Raw genomic sequence first — 2,447 nt, forward strand, 5'->3', positions numbered from 1 at the left:
ATAGCCGTCGGTCGGCAGTTTGAGCGTCGCGGTCCAGCGCTGCCAGTCATATCTGTTCTTCGGCTTCCCCAGATTGGCGCGCTGCCAGCTGGCGCCGAAGTCGGTCGACAGGTCCACCTGCCTGACGGTGAGATCGCCGGCCCATGACGCGCCGCGCAGTTTCAATTCCCTGGTGCCGGCCGCGAACTTGGCGCCGTTGGCCGGGTTGGTGATGATCGAGCGCACCGGCATCGATTCCAGGATGCGCATATTCTTCGGGTCGCCCTTGTCGCCGGGGATCATCGGCTTGATGGCGGTGCGGTAGGAGAACTCGGTCATGCCCGGGCCGTCATGCTCCTTGTCGCGGATGGTGATTTTGGTCAGCCATTTCTGCGAGGCCGAGCCGGCCCAGCCCGGCACGATCAGGCGCACCGGTCCGCCATGTATGTTCGGCAGCGGCTGGCCGTTCATGGCCCACACGATCATGGTGTGGGGATCCATCGCCTTTCCGATCCGCACGCCGCGGGACAGGCTCGGCTTGGAGACGTCGCCCGACAAATGCAGGTCGGCGGCATAGTGCGCGGTGTAGACGGCGCTCTTCTTCAGCCCGGCGGCTTTCAGCACCTCGGCCAGCGGCACCCCGGTCCATTCGGCGCAGCCGGCGCCGCCATTGGTCCACTGGTTGCCGCGCGCCGGCGGCGAGAACGCGGCGCGGCCGTTGCCGCCGCATTCCAGCACCATGCGCCGGGTCACCGCCTTGTATTTCGATTTCAGCTCGCCGAGCGTGATCTCGAGCTTGTTGTTGACCTCGCCGTCGATGGTGATCTTCCAGGCGTCCGGATTTTTCGTCTCCTCGGGGATCAGCCCGTTGTTGCGGATGTAAAACTTCTCGATCGGCGTGGTGTCGTCGTCGAGCAGGCTTTCCGGCGTCTCGGCGACCAGCGGCTTTTCGCCGAGCACCACGAGCCTGTCGTTCTTCCCCGGGAATTTCAGATATTGCGGGCCCTTGGGTGCGGCGGCACCGCCGGCTTGCGCATGCGCGGCCGGAATGCCGTCGCCGTCCGGCGACAGCGGCATGACGCCGCCGATGACCGCGCCCAGGGCGGCCAGCCCCGTGCTGCCGAGAAATCCGCGCCGGCTGGTGGTGAAGTGGCTGCCGCCCTCGACGGCATTGTCGGCATGCTGCGACATGACATCTCTCCCCTTGATGCTCAGCGGGTTCTTGCCAGGGTTGCCCCGGGACTCCCGTTTGGCCTGAGTATTTGCGTTTTGCGGGCTTGCCGCAAGACCTGCGCGGGGCGCCCGATCCAACCGGCATATGCATTCAGCCATGGCTGCCATCCGGCTCGACCCTCGTTTGCCCCTCGTTCGACCCTTGCGCTCGGCAGCCGCCGGCGGCACATTTGCGCCGCGGCGCGAAGCGCCCGCCAAGAACGAATTTCAGGGGAAGAGCCATTCCATGACGCATGCCATTCGCTTTCACAAAACCGGCGGTCCCGAAGTTCTGGTCTGGGAAGAGGTCCAGGTCGGCAAACCCGGCGCGGGAGAGGCGCGCATCCGCCATACCGCGGTCGGCCTCAACTTCGTCGACATCTACAACCGCTCGGGACTTTATCCCGTGCAATTGCCGAGCGGGCTCGGCAGCGAGGGCGCCGGCGTGGTCGAGGAAGTCGGTCCCGGGGTCACCGACCTGAAACCCGGCGATCGCGTCGCCTACGGCGCGTCGCCGCTCGGCGCCTATGCCGAGGCGCGGCTGATCCCGGCCGATCGCCTGTTGAAACTGCCTGACGGCATCGACGACAACACCGCCGCCGCGATGATGCTGAAGGGGCTGACCACGCAATATCTGATCCGCCAGACCTATCGGGTCAAAGCCGGCGACACCATCCTGCTGCACGCCGCGGCGGGCGGCGTCGGCACCATCCTCAGCCAGTGGGCCAAACATCTCGGCGCCACCGTGATCGGCACCGTCGGCAGCGATGAGAAGGCAAAACTCGCGCAGGCCCATGGCTGCGCCCACACCATCGTCTACACCCGCGAAGATTTCGTGAAACGCGTCGACGAGATCACCGGAGGCAAGAAAGTGCCGGTGGTTTACGATTCCGTCGGCAAGGACACCTTCCTGAAATCGCTCGACTGCCTGGCGCCGCTCGGCGTCGCGGCCCTGTTCGGACAATCCTCCGGCAGCGTCGAGCCGCTCAACCTCGGCCTCCTGGCGCAGAAGGGCTCGCTCTACGTCACCCGCCCGACGCTGTTCACTTTCGCCGCCAAGCGCGAGAATCTTGTGGCGATGGCGAACGAGCTGTTCGACGTGGTGAAGTCAGGCGCGGTCAAGATCGAGGTGCACCAGACCTACCGGGTCAAATCCGGCGACACAATCCTGCTGCATGCCGCGGCGGGCGGCGTCGGCACCATCCTCAGCCAGTGGGCCAAACATCTCGGCGCCACCGTGATCGGCACCGTCGGCA

Annotated in this window: 2 protein-coding genes; one reads left to right on the plus strand and one right to left on the minus strand. The window is 65.9% G+C overall.

Annotated elements, in window-relative coordinates:
• Positions 1 to 1,170: sulfite oxidase (locus Q7T45_RS07745; RefSeq protein WP_304869383.1), on the minus strand; the 1,170-nt coding region annotated here is incomplete at its 3' end.
• A 268-nt stretch (positions 1,171 to 1,438) separates the two neighbouring features.
• On the opposite strand from Q7T45_RS07745, the gene Q7T45_RS07750 reads away from it, so the two are divergent.
• Positions 1,439 to 2,447 (plus strand): quinone oxidoreductase (locus tag Q7T45_RS07750; protein ID WP_304869385.1); only part of this gene is annotated, 1,009 nt, incomplete at its 3' end.

It is taken from the genome of Bradyrhizobium sp. (assembly GCF_030646015.1).
Classification (GTDB): Bacteria; Pseudomonadota; Alphaproteobacteria; order Rhizobiales; family Xanthobacteraceae; genus Bradyrhizobium.